Here is a 24,641-nt window from a genome sequence, read left to right as displayed (position 1 = left end):
TCATTGCATTGAAGTAACTATTTTTTATACGTACTGATATGCAACACGTGTTAAGAATGCTACGTTTCCTGCTGTCGCGTTACCTGGAACATTGGCACGAAGGATAACTTCTGCATAGTTACCTTTTGCACTAGTTTTATTACCATCATTTTTAACACCTAAAATTTCATTTGCATTTGGAGAAAACGTACCATCAGTATTCGTTGAATTTCCTCCTGCTTGGATTGGATGAGTAGAATTACCTCCAATAGGTGTACGACCAGTTTCAGCTGCCGATGCAACAGTCACCTCAACCCATTTATTTGTTACTAACTCACCCGTATTACCACCTGCACTATCTTTTGTCGTAATAGTACAGTTTGTCATAGTAGATAAATCTGTTGTTCCCGCAAAGTTATTCCAAATTAATACTCCAAAATCAGAGGAAGGTGTTCCTGCATCAATGGTCCCAATATTCCAAGACGGTACAGCTCCTGAGTTGTCTTGTTTTCTCCAATTCACTTGTGGTGCTGGCATATAAATGACCTCCTAATTTTTATTTACACTTTAATTATCGCTACATCTCTTTATAAAGTTGTGATGAATTATTTATTATTCTTCGAGAGCTAATTCAACTATCAACTCTACAGTAATATCTTTTACGCCCTTACCTACCTCTTTGATATTGATTCTAAAGTGATCATCACGATTAACAGCTAGTTGTGACGGTTTAAAAGAATATGGTGTAGAGGACGTACGATTAGATTTGCTCTTTCCATCAATAACAAGTTCATCAGCAAGAATGCTATGCCAAATAGGTGTTGTATCATATGAACTTTGACTGCATCTTTCAATGTCAATACACGTTTTTGATTCTCCCATTGTGCCGCACGTTACATATGCATCAATTAACTCTCCCTTATAAGGGAAACGTAATTCTGTACGAACAATACCTACTTGTACAATAGATGGCACAACAAATACCATCACTTTATCGTCAAGCTTCCGTATACGCCTGTTATTGAGATGTGCTCTATTGTAAGCAATAAAATCCATAAATTTATCCTCCTTATAAATCGAGGTATGCACTGTCATTATAAGAACTTTCCATTGGAAATTAACAAAGGGATAGACTTAGCTATCCCCTCGTACTGTTGTCTTTAATAGTCTTCTAGTTGCAGGATCATATGAAAATTCCCTTGTAACCTGTTGAGATAGACTTCCAAGACCATCTGTATAATATACAGTCTCTGTTTTCAATTCACCCTTTACCATAGGTGCCTCGTTCTCATAATACGTAAACTCTCGAATAATAGTATGATCTCCCGTGATAATTTCACGAATAATTTGACCTCTTTCGTTATATTCATAATCTATATCTACACTAGAATTTCCACCGTACACCAATTCTAACTGGCGTTGTATTTCATCTAAACGTGCATCTAATGAAATATGAGGCTTATCACTCTCTCTGAATTGCCGAGCATCATATACTTCCTTTTGTAAGTCATAAAATTGCGTTCCACTAATAGTAGCTTGCCCTCTACTACAATATTGGTTTTTATAGACTTCTATGTACACCTCATCACCAATTTGTAGCTGTATAGAACGCTCTTCATTTTTTGAACCTACACCTAAATGGATGTGATAATCATCCAGCTCAATATAATCAACTCCGCTTAGTAAACGCCGGCCATTATAATACACTTTTAATAACCCTTTATTTGGTTCATAAGTATGACCAACTGGTAAAATAGGATTTGATGTACCATATGTTTTCACGAAATCTTGATCAACAACGTGTAATATTTCATCCCAATCTTTTGTGATAGGACTATATCTATGGAGCTTCATTCTTGTTCCCATTTAGCCACCCCTTATTCGTTTCTTATTTCCAAGAAGAAGTGTGAAGGTCTCATCTGTTGTTTTATTTTTTCAGGATCGGTTGTATCGACCCTAGCAATTCTCACCCAAAAATCCTTTGATTCTCCTTCATGTAACGTTCCTATACGTATTGTTGTATCTTCATATTGATTAGGAGTACCGTTGTTGTCTGTGGCAAGATCACACCATTCCCAGCCAAACTCTTTTTTATAAACAGCAATCTGAATTTCAATATTCTCCGCTACATTTCCCGAAGTATCGTTTAAGACAGTCAATTTTTGTTCAATTATGTCACTTTTCAGTGCACCTAAATGTGTAGCTTTTGTTTCACTTAACTCTTGGCCTTTCCATTTGACTTTTAAATTTGTACCTTTTAAAAACAGATCTCCGCCGTACATTTCAGCGTATTCTTTTTGTTCATCTATTAAAACATACTCACCAGTCTCACTCTTATCGTAAACTCTAATTTTCCCCTTAAAAGGAATGGTAGGTAATTCAATGTCTATACCTGAATATCCATCTGGAACTATTTGAGTAGTTACAATATTTCTTTCATAATCAATTAACTCAACTTTATAAAAACTATTTAAATTACCAACACTAATATTGGTACCTTTACACAAGATGACCCTTTCTACAATAAGGGGGGTATACCCATCTCTTGGTGTACCTTTTAATATAACTCCAGCCATAGCTGGATCGATACAAATTGTTGAGTCAAATAGCTCCCACGCATTTCCTCGCTCTGCAAAAAAGGTCCACAGATTTTGTTTTTTTACTGTTCTCCAAATATTATAGGTATTCTCATAAATGCTATCTTCACTTTCCAAAAACTCAACTTTCTCAAGAGCATTCTTCCAAATAACGAGACCACCTTCATCTCCCAAATATTTTGGTGTATAGTTCGAATGCACTTGTAGTAACAATTCATCTTCATTTTGAGGCAGAGAAAAAAGAGCATTTGTACTTCTATCAGTAGAGTTGTGTTTAAGTACTAATTGTTTATCAGAATCACTGTACGTATAAGAATCAGTAGGGGATACGATCCAACGTGAATCAAGTGTTTCAAAATTATCGTCAAAAATAAGTCCAGTCTGAACCCTATGAATGCTCAATAGTAACTTCCTCCTATCGCGTCTTCTTGATATTCCAACCATTCCATGCAGGGAATGGTTTACCCATAATGAGCCATACTTTATCCTTTTCTTTTTCATCCCATGGCTTATCTGGTTCAGGTAATCCTATACCTGTATCATCTTCATCAATTACATTCATTTCATGCTGTCTTTCAATATTTAAATCCACTTCATTTTCTATAGAAATTATATTTGAATTCGAATGCATTCCCTCATCAATTTCATCAATAAATCCATAATTCCCTTTATTAATATTTAACAATTCATCATCTTCTATAGACATTGTATTTAATATTAATTTTTTCGTTGTAGTTTCACTATCTATTGTGATATTTGAAGCAGAATTAATGTTTATCTGTTCTTCTTCATCCAGTATCATTATAGTTTCATTACTTGAACTTCCCTCTTCTTCTTGGAAAATCCTTATTTTCTTCTTATTTACCTGTTCTGTTTGCATTTCATCTTCTATTGTCATTTTTCTATTTTTACGTAATATTGTTTTATCAAATTGTTCTTCGATAACATCTAAGAATACATTACATTCTGCTAAGGTACTTTCTTCTACCTCTGTATCTACATGAATTCCCGAAATTGCCATTTCATTATTGTTTATAATTGAATCTGTTTCTTGACTATTACTCGCAAAATCATAGTGATTTATAGTAGTTTCGAAATTACTTTCTGAACCTGCAAACTTTATTTCTTCTAATGTTGTTTCTCTATCATTACCACTATTTACGAATTCAATTGTTGCAATATCCACTTCATTTGATGCATTGTGATCTGCTAAATTCGCATCTATAACTACAGTGTCTATAGTTGCACCCATTTCACCTCTAATAGTAGGATCAATAATTGACTCATAGGTATCTCCCAAACTCATAAGAACCCCATCAGTAACTACAACTCCAATTTGATTTGTTTGATTACCTGAAACTGTATCTTCAATGGTAGCATCCTTTTCTTTCCCTACATTGGTTGGTACTTGATTGTTCATTTCAATATCAAATATGTTAAACAGATGAGCTAAATGTTTTCTTTCTACTGCAACGTGGACTTCACTTCCACTTAATGCGTTTTCTACATCTTGTATCATTGTTTCATATTCTTTATGAATAATTAATGGTTCTACCTCTTCTATTAACGTTTCATAAGTCTCTCCTACTATACCTTCTGATACATAATCCAATAGAATACCATTGTCTTTTTCAGCCATATTTGACATTGTATTTTCCTTATAGACAACACTATCAATTATCCCATCAGATTTTGCTGTACTTAGATTAATGAGGTAATTTTCCTCTTCACGAAGATTTTGAAATGCTCTATCGTCACTTTGCATATACACTTCTAGCGTATCTTCCAGATTCATATCTAGTAATTTATTGACGTGTAATTCTTCTTCGCGTTCGATTTGTTCTGCTATCTCAACACTTTGCGCATACGTTTCTAGTATTTTCTCCAAATTCATACTTAGTGGTTTATCGACATGTAGTTCTTCTTCACGTTGTAATTGGTCTAATCTATCCATACTTTGCACATGCGTTTCTAACGTGTCTTCCAGGTTCATTCCTAACAATTTCTCTACTGTTGTTTCTTCTTCGCGTTCGATTTGTTCTGCTATTTCACCACTTTGCGCATACGTTTCTAGTGTTTTCTCCAAATTCATACTTAGTGGTTTATCGACATGTAGTTCTTCTTCACGTTGTAATTGATCCAATCTATCCATACTTTGCACATGCATTTCTAGCGTTTCTTCCAGATTCATGCCTAACAGTTTCTCTATAGCTGTTTCTTCTTCGTATTCAATTTGTTCTGCTATCTCACCAGTTTGCGCATACGTTTCTAACGTTTTTTCAAGATTAGTGCTTAATAGCTTCTCGACATGTAGTTCTTCTTCGTTCATTCGTTTTGCTTTATTACTATTTTGTACATACGTCTCAAGCGTTTCTTTTCTATTTTCATTTTGTTCTGCCATATTACCGCTTTGTACATACGTTTCTAATATTTTTTCATGTTTCGAACTCACTAACTTCTCAATATATACCTGTTCTTTATGATCAGTTTGATTCGCTCTATTACTATCTAATAAATACAAGTCTCTTGTATTATCTAGAACAGCATCAATTAGATATATTTCATTCAGCTCTTCTTCTCGTTCTGCAAGCGCTGCTGAATCGTTATTTTGAATATAGGTTTCAACTATATTTTCTAATTCCAATCCAATTAGATTATCAACATGAGCTTTTTCTTCTCTCTGTATATCATCTGCTATCATGCTGGTTGATACATCCGTATTCAATACCTTTTCACTTTTAGCATCTAAATATTTCACTAAATTTATTTCTTTTTCTTGTTTCAATTGATTTACTACATTACTATCTTGAATATAAGATTCAAATATCTTTTCAAGTTTTGAATTAATCAGTGTGTCTTGCTGAATTTCCATGTTCTTTTCGGGTTTATTTACTACACTTTGTTCTTCTACACAAAGTTCTAAATTCTTCTCTATCTCCCCAAAATCTCCATAGTCATTCGAAATATCAACTAAGATTTCTCTTTGATCATTTAAGATAGTTGTTGAAATAAATGTGTCAAATTCTTTATCTAGATGATACTTAATTTCATTTTCTATAGTTACCTCATAATCAGCTACACTATTTTTAACAGAAATATTTTGTTCAATTTCTGTTTCATTTGTTTTTTTCTTTTCACTCTTTTTTACTACATGTGTAACCACTACATCTTCACATTGTTCCAACACACTTGAAGAAAAACCATCTATTTTAGCGTCCTTTAATAAAGAGTGAGTTTGCATTGTATTTAACTCGTTAAGTTCAACATCTATCATATCCTCATTGCTAAAGGCCTGTTCTATAGCTATTAATTCCCCTTTAAAAGCATAACGATTAGCGCCATTCTCTAAATTATTCAAATGACCATTTTGAATCTGGAATGTTTCACCGGAATTTATAACAACCTTTTCACCAACTTGGTAATTTCTATCCCCACTAAGTAGATTTAACTTTTCTGCTTCACGAATAAATTCTGTGCTATCCAATAAAGTAGTAACATTCGCTTGATAATGACTACTAAAGTTACTATTTAATACTGAATCTTCAAATCCATACTTAAATGATTTGCTTTGTGTTTTTTCCATATTCAGTGACTCAGAACCAGAATGGTAAACCTGACCTAATTCAAATCCTGATAAATTATTTTGAACATTTTTATACTTATCTGCAATGATAAATTTCTCACTATTCTTCGTATACTGATAAGATTTACTATCTTCCATTTTATGAATTAGCTGTTTTACAGACTTGAAAGAGGTACTACCAATGTACTGACTAAAATCGTTCAAAGTATAATTCACATTTGCCCTTGGCACTGTCATTGAATCTACTCTTACGTCTGAAATATTCTTACCTGCACCTAAACCCTGAATAATTACATCATGTACGTTTCGTGTTTCATCTAATGAAGCTTTCTGATTCATTAATCTATAGACTTCACTAGCTTCACTTAATGAAGCTATATGAGACACACCCTCGTAAATTTTAGGTTCAATATACGCCTCATATACATCAAATGGGACTAATCCATATAAATGATAATTCCCCCTACTATCCTGAGAAACGTTTCCTTCTAATGCAATTAAAGATCCTGTTTCAGTATTTGCAACCTTACTTGATAACAGCTTATTTCCATTACTCATTTCATGCTTTTCTAGAAAACCTAAAATTCCTTTATAGGATTCACCTATATCTCCTAAATTCAGAACGCCTTGAATTGGTGTATCTTTTCCTTTTAATATTCCTTCATCAGGATAACTTGTAAAAATAACTTTAAAATTCTCAATCTTATTGGGCTCTTTCCCAAATTCACTTAATTTGTTACCCTTATCCAATTGGCTATAGAGAGCATCCCAAACCACTTTTAAAAAATTAGCTTTTGCTATTTCTACAACTTTCTCGCCATATTGTAAGGTTAGTAACCTTTCTTCAGTATTGATTTGCCCACTTTTAAATAATACATCTGCTAATTCTTTTACTTGATTATGACCAAAACTCGGTAATAACTCGAGTAGTTCTAAACTAATATTTTCTCCAATTAACTCTTTCAAAAAGCCAAAATCATACGAATTCCTTTCACTATAAACCCTCTTATTACTACTTTTAAATTCAAATGGAGTTTCTGTATGAATCATCGACTTTTTACTAGATTTCAAGTCATATTTGTTTAGTTTCTTAACTAGATTTGTATTAATTTGACTAATAACCTCTCCAAAATAAGCGTAAAAATCCTTATTCTCTGTTATTTCTATTAAATTCCCTTGTCGTGCACTTTTATCCCCTCTAGTTAACGCTTCTCCTACCTCCGCTATATAAATAAGACTACCTTTTTCTAAATTTAAATTGGAGCCTTCAAATATAGTTTTGTAATCAGCTAATACAGAGTGCATCGCACCAGCCGCTCGTTTCACTTTTGTACCCATTTTCATATCATCTAAAGCTAACGCACTATACCTATTCCAAGGATCAAAAGCCAATGGGACAACATCTAGATTAGGTACATTTTGATGACGATTGAACCTGAATACATATCCCTTTTTATTATAAAAAAGGGTAGTGAAACTGAGTAAATAATGCTTACTGTTACTCATTTTCCACCACCCACCTTTCGACAAAGTAAGACTTGCACCGTAGTATTCGGTACAAGTCATGACTTAGTTGCGGTTATTATAAATTTTCTTTTAAGAAACCAAGTCCAATAGGAGCATATGGAGTCATGTTCGCTAAACGGAAAGGTGTTCTAGGTGTATCTGCTAAAGTGTAACGATATGTTTGGGCGTAATTATAAGAAACAATCACTTCTACGCGATCTTTTGGAGCATCACCCAAAATTAATCGTTTGGTAGAACCATCTACTGTAAATTTCCCAGCAGCTGGAGGTGTATCTGCTTTATATTCAACATAATTCGCTTTAGTTAACGTATTACATCCAGCTGAACTTACTAAGCGAACTTCAAATTCATCATCGATTGTAGGTCTATGGAATAAATGAAACTCTTTGATTGCTCCATCTCCTGTACCTACTTGCTCGTTTTCAGATCGTTCTTTTACTTCTAGTTCATCTAATTGTGAGATATTTTTTGGATGAATTGCATAAACTTCATCTAGTCTACCCACATATCCATCAGAAGGATGAACAATATACATTGGCGAAATGTGATATTTATTAGAATATACAGACGGATTAAAACGAGACTCATGGCTTGGATCTACGTCAGCATCATGAGTAATAAATGCTAAATAGTGTTTTTGATACATTGCCCCGCCAACAGTTCGTTGTACAAGTACAGAACTATTACCATTAGATGTATTTACACCATAGTCAACTACACTACGTCCTAATTTCATACCCGCCTTATATTGAATCTCATCATCAGAACGAGCTCCACCAATAATTACATTATTCATTCGAGGAGTCTTACCAATTGTCGATAGACGTCCAATATATAATGGTGCAAAGAACGTACTTTCAGGATCCGGCGCAGGATCTAAACGGAAGTAAGAAACGATACGATCCTTTGTAATATTTCCCCAATAATAAACTTGAGAATCTCGTCCCCATCCTAAACCGATATCATTTTGCGGAATAAACGTTACGGCTGTTGGTAATGAAGGATAAACAAAGCGAACTGCATCATAAGCGGCCCCCATAAGTTCTGTTGGAACTTGCGGATTAAACTTATTTACTTCAATATCTCCATAATTACCGTTTGCATCTTTTACATATTCTAATTCATAGTCAGCGAATAATGCTAACGGCTCAGTTCCTCCTGAAAACGTTACTGTACCGGCCTCATGGTCCACAGTATAATCAGCGGAATCAAGAGGTACTGTTCCAGTTAATTTATCATAGAACTTATATGAATTCTCGCGGATACGTTGGTTCCCTTTCTTCATTTTAAAGCTAAATACTCCACCTTTTTTGTCTTCTAACTCAGCCAAGTCAGGGCGTTCAGAACGTAAAATAAATCGAGTAGGGATAAATCCTTCAAACGTAAAGAACCATAAGCGTTTTACTAGATCCGGAGCATTATCTGTAAGCGAGTATGTAGAAAGAACCTTACCTACTTGACTATCATTGAATGTTACAGTCCCTTTCTCTCCATCTATTAAATACTTTGTTGTAGCTTGGTCAATCATTGAACCATCTTCACGATATAAAATTACACTAGAAGGAATAACTGGTTTAACCATAAATTCAAATACTGTCTTTGTTTTTTTGGCCCCACTAGGAGTTACATCCTTCATTTCACCTAAAAATGTATCTTTTGAAATTACAGGTTCCTCTCCAAGCTTTCTCACATTTCCACCATAACCTGTAGTGAATCCAAAGTAGCGATGTTGTTTATCGCTACCTTTCGATTCAAATAGAAAAGTTTCAGCAAAAGTTTTTCGGTATGGATCCTTCTTTCCATTTGCATCTGTTAAAGGCGATACCGCACGGTATTTCCCTAAAGTACTCCATCCTCCCGCATTAAACAACTTCTCTAAGTCTAAAGGTAGAAGTTGCACGGACAAATCTACATCGAAAAATCCATCTGTATTAATTAATGACATATTGGTCACCCCTTCTATATTTATTAAGAAACCTCTATAGGTATTGCAGTAATACCTACAGATTCGTTACCGGCTGAATCCACCGTAGTAATTTTGATCTCAGGTTTAAATCCTGTGTTTAATCCCATTAATCTGTAATAAGTTGTTCCAGTAATTCCAGTAGCATAGATCTTACCATCTAAGTAGATATTGACATGCTTTAAATCCTTATCTGTAGGAAGGTCAAATTCTACATCAATAGTCTGTGACTTTGGACTTAATACTTTAGTAATCTTCACTTCTCCTGGAGGAGTTTTATCATTCTTATTGTCGTGAGGAACTTCATTTAGATTAATGTCCTCAGAATAAATCCCCAAACCTACAGGACGGAAAGGTGTAACAGGTAGCTTCGTTAGAGGAGATACTGCACCTATACTATGTGGTTTATACATTTCATAAACCTTTTCCGGACAGTTTTGTTTTGCAACGCGTAAATTCGTTGCACTCATTCCTTGTGAGTTAAACCCGATTGCTTTATCTAAATATCCCCTCACACCCTCTTCAGGATGAACTACATAAATTCGAGAGGAGTGTACTTTATCTGAGTATCGGGAAGTATTAAATTGATATTTATAATTGTTAGTTTTTTCAACAGGATTATATGCTCTCGGATATTTCTTACCAATTTCATCTACTCTATTTGGTGGTAGCTGGTTCGAAGGTGCATTCCATGAGAGATAGTGAGCCTGATAACGTGCACCAAATCTAGAACGGGAGACCATTACAGAATCTACACCATTTGAAGAATGATGTGGATATAATTTAAGTAAAGGATAAATCGTTTCGCCAACAGTTGCGCCAGGATCATCAAAATCAAATAAAGATACTACATCTTCATTCTTCACTCGTTTGCTAGCGTTATTAGTCGATAGACGAGCAATTGTCGCACCTGTGTCCCAATAAGGTGCACGCATGAATGTTCCAAGTTGCGCACGTTCAACAGTTAAATATTTACCTTTTTTCTCAATAAGTTTAACTACCTCTGTACCATTAATCGTTAACAACGCTGGTGCCTCAGGTAATTTTGTTGCATCATTTACATAAAGGATTGTATCGCCAGGCATAATTTTCCGCCAAGAAAATGTAGTTTCTTTTCTAGTTGAATCCACACGCTTTACAGGTGGAATAGTTCCTGAAAATAATGCATAGCCTTCATCTTTATCTCCATCTAAAGAATTTACTTTACCGAAATATAGCGGTATAGTTGGAACCAAATTCTTCTCCCAAACAGGGGCTGTATCAGCTTGAAGAACTAGGAAAAATGTTGTGCTATCAATATGACCTTTGACACGAACTTCTGAATCTGTCCACCAGTTCGTATGCCATAAAGGATCATTTATATGCTCTAAAAATTCAGCGCGTAATGTAGTCTTAACGATTGGTGACTGCATTACACGAGGATCAGCTTTTTCAATTACCGCTTCTTGCATATCAGTATCCCAACGTGTTTCTAACACTTCAATATCTAGTGCTGAACGTATTACATGGAAAGGAGAAGCTGACAATAATTTTTCCTCATAAATTAAGTCTTCTGGATCATAGTCTCTATCTTCTACATGGTAGTTTCCTTCAAAATATTCATACCACCACTTAGACCAGTCATCTCTATCCCTATCTCTGTCTTGCTCAAAGGATGTACCACCCATACCTGGCATAGTAACGATTGAAACAATACCATCTTCTTTAACAAGATTAGAGTTTGGTAACTTTTCTAACATATAGAAATACAAGTTTGTTCTTGTTGTATTATCTACATACTTTTGTTTAATCCATTCATCCCAAGTAGGTTTCATTTTAAAGTTAGGATCATTAGGATCGGTATCATCGTGAGGTCTACGAATAGGTTGTTTCTTCTCATACTTGTACTTAAGAGGGAATTGGCTAATTGTCGCAAAACCTAGCAATTTCCCATCTGCATTTCTAAAAATGGTATGTCTTGCAATTGCATAATTGACTTGATCCGTTCGGCGATTGTACGCCCTTGTATCTACCGCAGCTTTATAAAAGTTCCTCACTAACGTCCAACCGTTATCAATTAACATTTGTGCAAATACGTCCTGCAAATTATCTTCTTCAAACTTAGAGGGATAATCCTGAGGAGTTGAATCAATATATGGCATCTCATCACCCACTTCATCATTTTATTTTAATAATAGGTTAATCAGTTTTATAAATAGCAATTCTTCTATGTCATGTATATTATAGGTAGGTACCTTTCTTTCATAACATGTAAGTTGCATTACTACATTACGTTCACAGATACTTCAATACCTGCAGATTCATTACCTTTCATGTCTACAGAAACTAGTTTGATTTTTACACCATTTCCTTTTGTCACATTTTTAATAGTATATGATTCTACTTCAGTGACACCTGTTGCATACTTCATACCATTTACGAAGATGGTAACCGTTGAGAGCTCCATATCATTTGGATTTGTCCAAGTAAGTAATACAGTTCCTTCTTGTGGATTTGTAGCTTTTAGGTTAGAAACATTAACTAGAGTCTTATTCGCTGCTGGTTTCTTAGAAGTATTTAGTGCTTCTTTGTACAACCCTAATCCCATTGGTCGAAATTGTGTGGATGGTCGCTTCGTTAGTGGTGAAATTGCACTAACCGGGACACACTGATATACATCAAAAACCTTTTCTGGACAACTCTCTTGACGAATTCTTAATTCACTAGATCCCATATTAATTGAATTAAATCCTACAGATTTCTTTAAATACCCTCTTACTCCTTCTTCTGGATGAATCAGATAAATAAATGAAGTTTGTACTTTATCCGAATAACGTGAAGGATTGAATTGATAATTATTAATTCGTTCCCATGCTCGTGGGTATTGTTTATTACCTACTTCAGAGCTACGCTTAGGAGGCATATCTTGTGCAGGTGCATTCCAAGACAAGTAATAACTTTGATAACGAGAACCTAATTTAGTACGACTCACCATTACAGAGTCAACACCATTAGATGGATTAGAAGGATATTTTTTCAAGACAGGCATAATTTGACGCCCACCTTTAATCTTAATATCATCAAAGTTATAAGCAGCAACGCCATTTGTATCAGTACCTTTTGGAACAGTTCCTGCGAATAATGCGATAGCAGGATCACCTTCATCTATTGCTTCAATATCGCCATAGTAAATCGGTACAATAGGTACGACATTATTTTCCCACATTGGTGTATTATCCGTTTGGATAATTAAGAAAAGACTATTACTGTCAATATGTCCTTTAATATTAATTTCCGAATCAACCCACCAATTTGTATGCATATAAGGGTAATCAATATTCTCAAGTAATGGTGAACGTAGAGATGACTCTACAATAGGCGACTGCATCACAACAGGATTCGCTTGTTTTACAAATTCTGAACCAGCACTTGTAGATTTAAAATCAATTTGTGTAACTTCAATATCTAAAGCCATTTGAAGTCGTTTTTCATCTGCACTAGATCCCGTTCCCCATGGGGTAAATAATTTATCTCCTTCTTTTACATCTGGTAATTTTTCCAACATATAAAAATAAAGAGATGTATTTACTTTTCTTTTTTCAAATTCTTTGGCCATATAGTTAATAAGGGCCTCTTTTTCAGTAGCTGTTGATTTAAAAGCATTGTAATATGGAATCCCTTTATCATGAGCAGTAAACTCCTTCCAATCTGCAACTACAGCAAAACCAAACAAATCACCTCGTGCATTACGTAGAATAATATGATTGGCAACTGTAAATTTTTCATCATGCCTTCCTTCTAAAGGATGATCTGTAACATAATAAGACCCTGTTACAGCTTTTTTAAACTCTACTACTTTGGTCCAGCCGTGTTTAATCAGTAAATCCATAAAACCGTGTTGTAAGTTACCTTCACGAACCTTATAAGGGGAAAGTGCAGGTGTGCTATCAATATACGGCATTTCTACACCTCTCTTTCTATTAATTAAGGACGAGATCTTACCCGCCCTTATTCTGCAACTTAGTTATCGTTATGAGTAGGTAATAAGTTGCAACTAATTACTTAAATTTATTATAAGTAGTCTTTTTATTCTGTTAACAACACTCATGTCTAATTAATAATTTTAGCTTTTAGCTTTACATCCGAAGGTACACTACTTCCACAATACAGGGTATAACTCCACCTGCTCCCTTTATCTTGGCCATCATTCATTACTACTCTTAATTCCCCATCATCAGGTTTATAATAAAAACCAAATGGGCTTCCTTCTTTATCCATTTTACGTGAAGTATCATAAATCAATTCATTATTAACAAATACTCGCATTCTATCTGGTGCAGAGAAGAAATCATATTCCACATAGCAGATGCCCTCTTCACTTACAGCATGAATATATTCCCCATATCCCATGCCACCCTGTGCTGTTTGTCCGCATTTTAGTACATTTTTACCTGGTTTCTCACCTTCGCCTTCTGGCTTTCCACCTCCGCCTTCTGGTTTTCCGCCTTCACCTTCTGGCTTTCCACCTTCACCTTCTGGTTTTCCGCCTCCGCCTTCTGGTTTTCCACCTTCACCTTCTGGTTTTTCAGGGGGAATATTTTTTGAGATAAATTCAATATTCACTATTTTTTCGCAAACTCCAAAACCATAATCAACGATAAATTTAATTGAATATACTCCTGGTGAACTACTAGTAAAAGTGTAATTTCCTGTCTGCATGACTTTAGGAGGGGTTTGAACAAGTACACCAATATTAGAAGCTGAACTATTTTGTCCATGATCTAAATGAAGAACAATTGAATCTCCTACATGTGATTTTAAAGAAGGACCAGTAATGTTTAATTCACAAATAAATTCGCCAATAATAGTCCCCTCAGTTATACATTCTTGTCCATCGTTATACGTTACAATAAATGTAACTTTATATACGCCCTTATTAATAACTTTAAACGTTCCATTCCCAAGACTCTTTAAACCATTCTTATCATAGTTCGTATCAATGCGTAGAATACCAGATTTATTTGTGTGTACAAGCGAGAATGTAACAACCTCTCCTACTCCCTTATTAAATCGTGATGTAATTAAATTTAAACCACAGCTACTAATTGGGATATCATTAATAATCTGTATTTTTGAAGGCCTTGAAATTGGTTCTAATACAGGAGTCTCTATTCTTTTAAAACAACCCGCATCTTTTAACATACCTATACCTGCCATTCTAAAATGGGTAGAAGGCCTTTTAGTAAAAGCTGAGTCCCCCTCTACAATCGTCACGTAATATTCATCATTATATTCTGATTTTTTGTTATCCTTGCCCGCATTATCAGAATCATGACCATCTTTTTCTGGAGGAATGCTAGGCACCAAGTTGTCCCATTGAAAAGGAACCCTTAAATGCATTTCTTTTCCTAACCCTGTAATTACTTTTATCCAGACTTCATAAATGCCTTCTTTAGACATATTCATAAAGTCGTACATAGGTGTACCATCACCTAAGTCTTTTTGCGTAAAAGCAATTCCTTTAACTCTCCTTAATTCATGGTTTACTTCATCATCCTCTAAAGCAATTACTGCCCCAGCCTCTCCAATTTTATAGGGTTCCTCTATTAAAAGCTGATCTTTTTCTCTTAAAAATCTGATATATGCTGTTACTTCAACGATATCAGTATCTTTTAGGAAATAAACATCAAGATAAGATACACCATGCTTGTTAATATCTATAGTAAGTGGCCCATGAGAATGATATGTAATTACGTCATCTACGTCTTTAAAAATGTACCTCGATGGTAAATGCCTCCATCTAATTGAATGTATAATTGGTAGTGAATCAGTTCCTTTAAACCCTTTATTTTGCGGTACTGATAAATTAGGAACGGGAGTTAATGCCATATCAAAATCACCTCTACGCTTTTATAATTTCCACGGTAAAGCCTTGTAATTCTAAGTCTCTTTTAAAATATTCCATAAGATATAATTTATTAGATTTATTGATTGTCGAAGGATTTTTTCCGTCCTTTGTAATTAATTTATGTGGAATCCCCTTAATCTCTCCTCTAAACCTTATTCCAGTTTGAACATTCAAAATATTATCCAGGGATTTTACAAGAGATTCATTATTACCGCTTACTCTGACTTTATGTTGAATATCACCTTCATTATCAATAAAGGCAAAATCTTCTCCTCTTTTTATCTTAAGAATCATTATATTTTACCTCCTACATTTTTGAATCAATACCCATTTCTTTTAATTTATTAACTATAAAATCGTGTTTATCTTTAAAATTGCTAGCTAAAAACTGTCTATTAATGATATACATCATAAAGGCCTCAGCAAAGTCTTCGGCCGGGCTAAAACATCCATAATCTGATACCGGAGCAAGTTTTCCATTATCTAGTGCTGTACCCGGCGAGCTTTTCGTTAGTTCATTAAATGAACCATCAATATTCTCGATCCACCCACTAATATCTAACCATTCTTGCATTTCATGTAGTTTTTCACCTAATATGTCATATCCATAATTAGATAATGCATGACCCATCTCATGTACAGCTACTTCTGCGGCAACATAAGGTATATAATTATCATTAGTCATATCCGGTAAATAATATGCTTTATATTCTCCATCAACAACATGACTGCCAAAACCCAGGTTAGGTTTTATATAGTCATATGGGCGATGTGCCTTGGCAGCTGAAATATTATAAAGCAGCACCTGAGGTTCAAAGTTAACTAAAGAACGAAAAGAAGATAAAATATTTTCCTTTTTCCCATTACTATGCATGGCTGTAGCAAAACTATCCATTACCCAAGCTCCAACAAGACCTGTATCATCTTCGTTTTCAATAAATACGTTATTAAAGTCAATCCAATCATATATAGCACTTGGTACTTTCTTAATTAAAGGAAGCATTTTATCTAATATATCGCCCTTTAAAAACCCCTCTGAACCTGGGAAAAATAAGACAGGTTTATTGAGTTTAGCTGACATAAATACTGAGGCTTTTTGCAATTCATTTAAACAAGGTAAATTTGCCTTTCCCCACTCGTTAAAATCTAGCCATCTATCTTGTAAACTATAACCTTCATCTTTAATATCTTTTAAAGTTTTCCATAAAAATTTATGAAAATCTTCAATTTTTATTTTAGAGTTATCCAAATGATACTGACTTTGAGACTCCTGTAAATAATCTAACCAATCATTTCGCCCCTCCCAGAACGATTTGCTTAATTCCTTTCCAATACCATCTGTGCTGTTAGCCAAATAATCTTGCGTAATAACAGAGGGATTCCAATAAGTATCATCTACTGCTTGTGCCTTTACTGATCCATCGCAATAATAAGAAAATTTATTACCTTTATCAGAATTAGAATTATTGGTTGAATCTCCCAAATTAACATGAAGATTATTCAGTTTGCTTGTACTCTTAGCAATTCCCCACTCTAATTTAGTAGATTCTTTAGGTACCTCAGGTTGATATTGAGATTCATTACATTCTTCACACCAATAAGGGAACACTAATTTCTCACCTTCAGAAACATTAATAACGGGCAGAAGTACGATATTAGGAATATACCCTAATACACCATCTTCAGGATGCATGACTGTTGCGCGAGATGTATGAATCTTATTACTATACCTAGATGCATGAAAATCGTATTGATAGTAACCATATCTTAAATAATTCCATGCCCTTGGGTACTTACGAGCGTATTCTTCCTCTTTCTCGGTTCCTTGTGCATTTTTGACCAGTCTTAATTCTTCACGAGTAGGTGGCATTAGATTAGGTGGCACGTTCCAACGTAAAAAATGTTCTTGATAACGCGCTCCGTATTTGGTTTTTTTGATCATAACGGAATCTACTCCGTTTGATGGATGGTTTACATAATTTCTTGTGATAGGTTGTAAAATTTCAGTTTTAGTCTCTATACTATCGAAATCAAAAAATTCTCCTACTTGCCTACCTCCAAGCATAGCGATTGGTGTTTCATTTTTCGAAGATGTATTTTTAGATACTAGATTTCCAAAGAAAAAGGGAATTAAAGTCACCATATTATTTTCCCAGCTAGGAGCTGAATCTACTTTTAATGTAAAAAATGCACTTGTCTCATCAAATACACCTTTTAACTGAATTAAAGAGTCCCCCCACCAATTCGTATTAGTTCGATAATTCAACTTCCCTATGGAGGCAACTAGATCACCTGTATCTCCTTTTAATTGCATGGTAATAATCGGTGATTGTTTCATACTTTCATAGTATTCATCCTCACCGTAGTACTCTATATCCATGCTATCCCTAAATATATCCAAACCATGATTTTCACTCATGATAGTAACTGGAGCAAGTTCACCACTAGGTGATACATAATGCGTATATCCAGCATATGTGTCTAGTGTGTATGAATAAACAGTTGTATAGTCTACAGATTTTCTATAAAAATTAGAAATCCATTCTAAGAAACCTTCTTTTTCTCTAGGAATATCTTTAGTGTTAATTTTTACAGCCCCTGTTGACTGTGCGAATGCTAAATACTCATTATCCCACCTACGCATAATCATATGCCGAGTGATGCATAACATACCTTCTCGAGATTCAAAAGGAGGTAGATATCCCTTTTCCCCTTTTACAAATAACTCTTTTTCAAAAGTAATTTTATATAGATCTACTTTTGGAACTTGATTGTTAAAATTCTGCCACCAGTAATTACCTGATTTATCTTTAAATCTTCTAAATACTTTATCAAACATATCATCTAAAAAATTATCATGTCTTAATGTTTCCTCTACCCAAGGCATTTATATCCACCTCTCTTATTTGTTAGGATTATCCCTTAAACATTGAAAGTTTATCCAAACATATTTCGATTGCCCACCTTTATTATCAAAGCGGAATGTAATTGGGGTACCTGCTTTTACTGTTTTCACAGCCATTAAATAAGCACCTTCTGGTAAATCCTTCGTATAAATTTCATCAAATACATAGTTATTTTTATGATCATCCCCAATAAACAAACTCCAATTATCAAAGGAATGATATCTAGATGCTCCTACAGCTACGGAGACCAGCTCAATATCAAAATCAGGAATAAATTGAATATCAAAGTGCCCTAAAGTACCTAGTACCTCTAAAATTTTCCCCTTTATATAAGGAACTGTTTTTGTAGGCATAAATGGATAATCTAAACGTCCACCACCCAATCTACCTACTCTATCTATTTCCCCTCCAACTACTACATTTGCTCCAAAACTCATGTAGGACCTCCTCTCTAAATTTCATCTGTTATCTTTGGTCCGAGTTCCACATTAACATCTACAGGAGACGATGGATTATATCCATCAGACCAACCATCTGGAGAGATTTCAATTTCTTCATTAGATGCATATCCTATTTCTGCATAGTCTACATAATCCTCTACTATCACTTCTTCATAATTACTATATTTACCGTTATAAAAATCAGATGGATTTTCATATTTAGACGGCATAGAATCTTCTTCAATTTCGTCCTCACTCCAGCCCCATTCCGAGTCAAAATACGTGAGTTTAACCTTTTTAAAATTACCGTAATCATTTTCCCTTATAATCTTTGCAACAACTTCTTGGGATTTACCAAACCACTCTGTTTTTATAGAAACTTCTGTAATCATAATATTGTTGATGTACTCATAATCTTGAATTTCATCAGATACAGATGGATTGAGCCCACGGACTAAAGAAATTTTATCTAATGCACCATTTCGATAAATAATTCGGATCTCATTAATTACATGATTAGCTATTGAATTTTCTGTTTCCCTTATGACTTCAAATGACTCTACTTGCCATTGAGAAGAATTCAATGTTGTTACACCATTGTCGTTATCATTATTGAATAGCGGACTAGTAAAATGGTGTCTTGTTCCCTTTCCTTGATTAACTTTTCTATTGATCATATCAAGTATTGGATATACATCATTTACGTTCATATGACTCTTTTGCGCCATTTTCCCACCTCGCTTTCCATAGCATTATAAGAAAAAACAAGGAGATTCCTAACGTTCCGCAGGAATCTCCTTGTTTTTTTAGCTATAATAATTCTCTTTGTCATGCCAAGTAAATTCTAGGAAATTTAACATACCTTCCTTATTTCCAACAAGTCGGTTCCCTTTTATGACATAATACCCTGCATTAGAAGTATTACTATCATAAACATAACAACCATCTAATAACTCTATCATTGGATTTCCTTTAACAACGGCATTAAAAGTACGGGCTTGCCTTTTCATATCAAAAAATAATTTGTTCGAAATATCCTCTTTGGTTCCTCTTGCATTTGAACCAAATCGCTCATCAATCCAATCAGCAACAATCTTAGCCGTTCTCATATTACCCTTTGTAGATATAAGAAGATCTTTATCTACAAAATGCTCAATTTGCCCACCATTACCAACAATAATAAGATGATTACGTATACGAGAATGGTCAATAGAAGTGGAAAGAGAATATAAATTCTCACCATCTATAAATGACCATTTTGCCTCACTTGCATTAATTTTACGGATATTTTCCAATCTAAATGTTCCATAACGATCACAGTAGGAGCGATACATAATATCTCCGATGACTTCATGAACCGCATCAGATGCTCTTGTACCTTCTAAAAAATCTATCGCCTGTACATAAGGATTTTTATAACCTTGTGCATCTTGTACAGTTGCTATATCTTTTTCGACATATTGTTGACTTTTAGTATCCCAGACGACTGCCTTTTTCCCACCTCTATCGATATCAATATAATACGTTTCTTCAATAATAGCGTCAGCATATCTCAAATCATCTTCATGGATCCTCCATCCAATCATTCCTGCCTCATTTACGATATTATGAATAATAGATGATTTAACCCACATGGTTACTGGTTGTTTTTCATCACCATGTATCTCGTCTCTTCGAGGAAAAGTTAGGACCCTATCAAAAACATGTTCTTCTAACATATCGTACATATCTACACAATTAATAGTAATTGTTTTTTCATCAGAATTTTGCTCAATCTCTCCTCTTATACGTCCTGTAAAAACCCTTACTAGGTTTTCACCATAGCCTGCATAAATACGTACTGGGGTAGCTTCACTTAACACATGTCTGATTGCACCATTCTCATAATATGACATCTCTGCTTCTCTTAAATTCTCAGGAAAGATATTGGCTCGTTCATATGTAGGAGAATAAATACCATGTTTATTGTCTAAAGTAATTCTTGCAGTTGCGACTCTGGCGTCAAAATGGCTATTTATCTCCCACTGTAATACATCTTGGTCTACTGTAAAGGTTTTATCGTATACAAACGCCCCTGTATCAACCCATACATCACGTTTACGAGCCTTAATTCTTTCATCAACATATTGTGCACCGTATTGAGTTTCAATTTCCACTACCTTAAAGCATTTTAGTCCAAATACGGCCTCACCACTTACATTATTTAAGGAGAAATCTAATATATGTGAATTGGTCCCTTGTATATCACTTGCAACCCATTTTGCATAAACTGGAGGTTCATATGTAGGTTGTGTTGTATTGTTCTCTTTTGTATATCGTTTTACAATCATTCCGTCATATGTAACCGTTACGGAATCTCCTTCTTTAAGATCTGCATAGAAAGCATATTCATAAAATCCGTCTGAAGAGAAGTTATGTTTATATCCAAAATCTTCAACTGCTCCTTTGGCAATATTCTCATTAAACCCTAAATACTTTTCGCCTGTTGACCAAGCTGTAAAATGGGTTATGTTCTCTTGTCCATGCCAATTCTCATCCAGATTTGCATCCTTATCAAAGCACTTATTAAACTTAATATTTTGGGTAATGGTCATTTGGGGTGGTGGTTGACTAACACCACTTCCATTTCCTGTACTATTATCATTTCCGCCCGTATTACCGCCTCCATTATTACCTTTACCGCTTGGTGCTACTCCTAATTTTTGAGCACCTGTTAAAACAGGATATGGATCAATATGATTATTTCCACCATAAATCCATTCACCTTTCCAAATTTCAAAGTGTAAATGGGCGCCATAAGATTGACCTGTATTTCCGACTTTCCCTAAACGTGTTCCTGGAGTAACTAAATCACCTTTTCGAACCTGTAAAGAATTATTTTGCATGTGGGCATAAACTGTCATATATCCATTATCATGTTGAATCATTACACAATTACCATAAGATGTACTTTTATAAGCCTTATGTACATGTCCAGCCCAAGCCGCTACTACCCACATACCATTAATTTTACCTTGGGATGTATGTATAATATCAGTACCCTTATGCCCTGAACGTGCACCCCCGCCCTTATGTTTCATATGGTGTGAAGATACTTTCGCACCATTTCCAAATGAAATTCCTTCAACAGGAAAAGTAGCACCGGATAACGCACTAGAGGTTGCATTATGAACTTCTTTCCTTTGTTCCTCAATTGTATAAGTCTCAGCTTTCTCACAACCACAGTCTTCTTCCTTCTTGGAAACATTTAGATTTGTAGAATGCTTTGGAAACAGATTTTTATTAATAATAGAACCAGATTCTTTACAATGCCATTTTTTTTGACTAGATTCACCAATAATTCTATCAAAATAGCTTTTCACAAGTTTTTTCCAGTTAGGTCCATCTGCTGACCATTTCCACTTTTTATATCCTTTATCTCCACCTTCATGGAAATAATCAACATCACTAGCATCCATATATCCATTGGAAATTTTTGCGTATCTGCTCCTCATTGCTTCGGAAAAACGTTTTGCAGCATACTTCGCTTGGGTATCTATCCCTTTATATTGAGGATCGCATGAACCCGGGCAACCATATCCTACTATATAACTTCCTTTTTCAGGTTTCCCTTGTCCCAATGTTCCAAATCCTGTTTCATGCTTTGCTACAGCTAATAGAAAGAAATAAGCAACATTGGGACACTTATAATGTTTTACCCATTTATTTAAGGCACATTTAATATACTCAAATCTATCCCCTGATTCTCCACCTTTTGTAACAGAACTTGGCTCAGCACCTGCTACTGGTGTTGTTAAAGTTGCCTCTGCTGCCTGATGCACAATAGATGCTTCTCGAATTCTGTCCCAAACTTCAAACTTATTTTTCATTCCTGGTACATAGGCCATTTTGTCAAATTCAATAATAACCCTAGGTTCATGACCTAAAGCATTAACTTTTCTCATTACGTCATTTAACAACTGAGGCGCAGGAGTTCTATGATCAAATACGTTCGGCATACCTTATTCCCCCCTATCTAAATCTTTCTAGTGCCCATTCTGTAAATCTATGTAAATATACAATTGCTTCAGCTCTAGTTACACATACCTCAGGTTGAAAGGAATCATCTGCGTAAAGTGGAAATACATAACAACCATCATTAAATTTTTCATCTAATATATTTAAGACTGATTCGGCATACCATTTTCCTACAATCTTATCTTTATCTTTAATGTATCTCTCCGTTTGCTTAATTGTATTATTTACATATCCTCTATCTGTATATCGATTATAAATATTCATTCTTAAACGTTGTAACAAAGTAAAAAACTCTCCTCTATATATCGTTATATCAGGAAAGAATCTATCATTATAGAGTGCGCAACTTGACATAGGGACAACTTTTTCTCCCTGCCTATTTTTGATTTGAGCACCCTTTTGATAATTGTAATTCACATAAATAGGAAACTGATTTAAATTATAAGATACATAAAGATATCCATTAATTATAGTAAAACAGTCTCGTTTAAATCCTAACGTTCTTGTAAGTGCACCTTGTATGGATTCGTCTTCATTTACATCTACATGTATTCTCTTTAACTTCTTGTTCATGCAAACTGCTATTTCATTTAAAGAGTAAGTGATATCAAATACGTAATTATTCGCTTTTTCTAACTTTTTTGCCGGATAAGCCAAAGAGCATCCGCTCATCAAAGGATAAATCTGACAGTTTTCAAGAGTATGATCTCCTTCATGCATTTCCACTACCCCAGATAAAAGAATACTAACTTCTCTTCCATTGGTTAACGGATAACCAATATGTATAAAATTATCCTCAAGTTTAGATGGGAGTGTAGGCACCCCATCAATATAAACAAACACCATTTCCCTAGAATCAGGTTTATATCCGCTTACTTCAAACTTGGTTTGTCCCTCTGTTGAAGTAAAATTATGAACCTGACGTGACTTGCCACCAATAAATTGGTTATAGGTTTTTCCACTAAATAAGGTTTCTTCTTTTTTTGCATCAATAAACATATTATCTGTTTCTAATACTGCACGATAAAACCAATCCTTTGGACCCACATCTAACCATCGCTTTGGCATTTTTAATACCCCCTCAATATCTTTTCGATGTATTTAAAAGTCCTTGTCATATAGGATGCCGTTTGAGCCCTTGTAATCCAAACTTCAGGTTGAAAATATTGTACAGGTGTTCCATCACTAGCATAAGTAGTGATAAGGCCCCTTTTTTGCATTTCATCTATATACGTTTGCGCCCAATGATTTTCAATATCTATAAAAGGATATTGATGACGATATTCGAAATCTTGTTTTCGAATTAACATAAGGTTTACAGTAATGATATATTTCGTCTCAAATTCTGCTGTTTTAATATCTAAATCACCATTAACAATCCCTAAATAAATCGTGCCTTTTTCATCATAGTATTTGTGTTCTGCACCAATAAACTGCAGCCAATCTGCAAATTCCTCTTTGCTCGCAAATAAAAATTGAATGGTAGTAGAATAATGAGAAGTCCCTTTCCCTACCAATCCTGCAGAAGATTGAATATTTTCGTTTATATGGGATTTTAATACTGGCGTTGGTGGCTTATAATCGCCAGTCATACGCCCCCTTACTTGTACAAAACGAATCCCGTTATCATAAAATAATTTACGTTTAAATACATCATCATTTGATTTACTTGGTTTTTGTTGTGCCATTTAATCACCCCTTAGTATTATAAGAAACCCCACCTAATAATTAGATGGGGTTTT

At 34.6% G+C, this 24,641-nt stretch carries 16 protein-coding genes; all 16 read right to left on the bottom strand.

All coding sequences use genetic code 11. The features are described 5' to 3' along the window. Positions 1-24 precede the first annotated feature (24 nt). The 16 genes from C4S65_RS15360 to C4S65_RS15285 all read right to left on the bottom strand — a co-directional run bounded on the left by C4S65_RS15360 (position 25) and on the right by C4S65_RS15285 (position 24,587). Complete coding sequence (locus C4S65_RS15360) at positions 25-516, bottom strand: hypothetical protein (RefSeq protein WP_001111327.1); 492 nt, start codon at positions 514-516, stop codon at positions 25-27. A gap of 75 nt (positions 517-591) precedes the next feature. Next, positions 592-1,035 carry a hypothetical protein gene (locus tag C4S65_RS15355; RefSeq protein WP_098838313.1) on the bottom strand — a complete coding sequence of 148 codons (444 nt, stop codon included), beginning with the start codon at positions 1,033-1,035 and terminating at the stop codon, positions 592-594. 78 nt (positions 1,036-1,113) lie between these two features. After that, a complete protein-coding gene (locus tag C4S65_RS15350) occupies positions 1,114-1,845 on the bottom strand; it encodes a hypothetical protein (RefSeq protein ID WP_000537241.1) in 732 nt (243 codons plus the stop codon). A gap of 11 nt (positions 1,846-1,856) precedes the next feature. Further along, positions 1,857-2,978: a hypothetical protein gene (locus C4S65_RS15345; protein WP_000022192.1), complete on the bottom strand. Its 1,122-nt coding sequence runs from the start codon at positions 2,976-2,978 to the stop codon at positions 1,857-1,859. A 13-nt stretch (positions 2,979-2,991) separates the two neighbouring features. Continuing rightward, positions 2,992-7,665: a hypothetical protein gene (locus tag C4S65_RS15340; protein WP_098838312.1), complete on the bottom strand. Its 4,674-nt coding sequence runs from the start codon at positions 7,663-7,665 to the stop codon at positions 2,992-2,994. A gap of 76 nt (positions 7,666-7,741) precedes the next feature. Then, a complete protein-coding gene (locus tag C4S65_RS15335) occupies positions 7,742-9,631 on the bottom strand; it encodes a hypothetical protein (RefSeq protein WP_098838311.1) in 1,890 nt (629 codons plus the stop codon). 23 nt (positions 9,632-9,654) lie between these two features. Further along, the gene (locus C4S65_RS15330) at positions 9,655-11,790 is read right to left on the bottom strand and encodes a hypothetical protein (RefSeq protein WP_098838310.1); all 2,136 of its coding nucleotides are present in this window, start codon (positions 11,788-11,790) and stop codon (positions 9,655-9,657) included. Between the two features lie 122 nt (positions 11,791-11,912). Next, the gene (locus C4S65_RS15325; RefSeq protein WP_103945283.1) at positions 11,913-13,589 is read right to left on the bottom strand and encodes a hypothetical protein; all 1,677 of its coding nucleotides are present in this window, start codon (positions 13,587-13,589) and stop codon (positions 11,913-11,915) included. Between the two features lie 149 nt (positions 13,590-13,738). Beyond that, on the bottom strand, positions 13,739-15,517 hold the full coding sequence (locus C4S65_RS15320; protein WP_098838308.1) for a hypothetical protein: 1,779 nt from the start codon (positions 15,515-15,517) through the stop codon (positions 13,739-13,741). Between the two features lie 13 nt (positions 15,518-15,530). After that, entirely contained in the window at positions 15,531-15,830 is a 300-nt protein-coding gene (locus tag C4S65_RS15315) for a hypothetical protein (RefSeq protein WP_098838307.1), read from the bottom strand. A 13-nt stretch (positions 15,831-15,843) separates the two neighbouring features. After that, positions 15,844-18,423 carry a hypothetical protein gene (locus tag C4S65_RS15310; RefSeq protein WP_098838306.1) on the bottom strand — a complete coding sequence of 860 codons (2,580 nt, stop codon included), beginning with the start codon at positions 18,421-18,423 and terminating at the stop codon, positions 15,844-15,846. 15 nt (positions 18,424-18,438) lie between these two features. Then, positions 18,439-18,879: a hypothetical protein gene (locus tag C4S65_RS15305; protein ID WP_000007798.1), complete on the bottom strand. Its 441-nt coding sequence runs from the start codon at positions 18,877-18,879 to the stop codon at positions 18,439-18,441. A 14-nt stretch (positions 18,880-18,893) separates the two neighbouring features. Beyond that, the gene (locus C4S65_RS15300) at positions 18,894-19,610 is read right to left on the bottom strand and encodes a hypothetical protein (protein ID WP_000057634.1); all 717 of its coding nucleotides are present in this window, start codon (positions 19,608-19,610) and stop codon (positions 18,894-18,896) included. A gap of 78 nt (positions 19,611-19,688) precedes the next feature. After that, positions 19,689-22,880: a M23 family metallopeptidase gene (locus tag C4S65_RS15295; RefSeq protein ID WP_098838305.1), complete on the bottom strand. Its 3,192-nt coding sequence runs from the start codon at positions 22,878-22,880 to the stop codon at positions 19,689-19,691. Positions 22,881-22,893: 13 nt separating this feature from the next. Further along, positions 22,894-23,967, bottom strand: a complete 1,074-nt coding sequence (locus C4S65_RS15290) for a hypothetical protein (RefSeq protein ID WP_001126626.1) — start codon at positions 23,965-23,967, stop codon at positions 22,894-22,896. A gap of 2 nt (positions 23,968-23,969) precedes the next feature. Further along, positions 23,970-24,587 (bottom strand): S-layer homology domain-containing protein, encoded by a 618-nt coding sequence (locus C4S65_RS15285; RefSeq protein WP_000068593.1) that lies wholly within the window; start codon positions 24,585-24,587, stop codon positions 23,970-23,972. Positions 24,588-24,641: the final 54 nt, after the last annotated feature.

The organism is Bacillus sp. ok061, from assembly GCF_900108285.1.
In the GTDB taxonomy this organism is placed as follows: domain Bacteria; phylum Bacillota; class Bacilli; order Bacillales; family Bacillaceae_G; genus Bacillus_A; species Bacillus_A thuringiensis_S.
The sequence above is the reverse complement of the archived record's forward strand: the minus strand, read 5'-3'. Positions and strand labels throughout refer to the sequence as shown.